1 protein-coding gene and 1 pseudogene are annotated in these 1,160 nt (G+C 58.2%); both read right to left on the bottom strand.

Annotated features, from left to right (window positions below):
- Positions 1-212 precede the first annotated feature (212 nt).
- A pseudogene (locus Z052_RS07670) lies at positions 213-554 on the bottom strand (ISH3 family transposase); the annotation flags it as partial.
- The gene (locus tag Z052_RS07665) at positions 553-927 is read right to left on the bottom strand and encodes a hypothetical protein (protein WP_094520620.1); all 375 of its coding nucleotides are present in this window, start codon (positions 925-927) and stop codon (positions 553-555) included. The gene Z052_RS07665 and the pseudogene Z052_RS07670, both read right to left, overlap by 2 nt.
- Between the last annotated feature and the right edge of the window lie 233 nt (positions 928-1,160).

The following is a 1,160-nucleotide window of genomic DNA, read 5'->3' as shown; positions in this document are numbered from 1 at the left end:
ATATTTAGCTGACAGTATGACTACTATCAGTACCTCACAAAACATCCTCGGCTAGCTGTTTCTGAAGCCTGAGTTCTGTGGCGGAGCGGTTGTGCTGGGTGGTCTTGACGAGAAGATCGTCGACGAACCGACGGAGAGCTGTCGCTGTCGGCGGCGGCTGCCGCCGACGCGACAGCGTTGCCACTCCTGGCGAAGGCTAGCCCGGTCGGAGATTAGCGAGTAAACCGATCGTCTGGTGATCGATTTGCGGGGACGGCCCGACGCGTCGCGAGGGCCGTCCACGCTGCCCGTTGAATCATATTGATGAACTCCTTGAACGACCACTTCCAGAGGCGACGCCCCCCACGGCGGGGCGTCGCCACGTACTCCCAGTGTAAATACCGCCAGAAGTTCTATAAAAACAAGCTCACCACGACGTACAGCAGCCGTACGACCGGATTTTGTGTCGAGGTCGTCGCAATACTTTGTTTGGAGAGTCGATAGCTCGTCTCGATACCGAAGCGTTTCACGTAGTGGTATCGAGCGTCTCGTAGTGGGTCGATGAACAGCGCGTCAGTCCTCGTCGCCGCCGGAGCGTTCGGCCTTCAGCTGTCGAACCTCCCGTTCCACGTCGAGATCGTCCAGATTGTCGAGCCGGACGGTCAGCGTCTCGTCCTCGCCAGCATTCGCGTTCCGCCCATCGTTGTCGGTCGTGTCGACCTCGTCGGAGATTGTCGGTTCGTCTCCGCTAGTCCCTCCTCCCGAAAGCCGGGCGTCAACCCGACGGACGAGTACGTACGTTGTGGCCGCAGTTCCAGCGGCCACGGCCCCATAGGCGGCCAACAACGCCTCAGCACCGAATTGAGCCTCCAGCACTGGCCCTGCGAGCCATGCAAACACACAGACACCGACGAGAAACGCCGTGGCGACGGAAACGGCTCTGCTCATGTGGTGCGCTTCGGTGTCACCGGACAAAGCCCTTCGCTCGCCGAGTGCCGGTCCGTGGGCCTATCAGCACGCAGTCGAGAGGTTGCACCGTTGATCGTCCGTGTCTATTGTTCGAGGATTAAAACATCATCTCGAGTGTTATACCCACTGATGATTTCTAACCAACAGATCGGTGTATAAAGACCCATCACAGAGGAATTCGTACTCTCAGACGTCGCTCTTATGTAGAACTA

The sequence above is a fragment of the Halorubrum sp. C191 genome (genome assembly GCF_002727095.1).
Taxonomy (GTDB): domain Archaea; phylum Halobacteriota; class Halobacteria; order Halobacteriales; family Haloferacaceae; genus Halorubrum; species Halorubrum ezzemoulense.
This window is presented reverse-complemented; position numbering and strand designations above follow the sequence as displayed.

What these genes read in the sequence shown, in the direction of transcription:
- Z052_RS07665 (WP_094520620.1), bottom strand. Translation starts at nt 927, where the DNA reads ATGAGCAGAGCCGTTTCCGTCGCCACGGCGTTTCTCGTCGGTGTCTGT.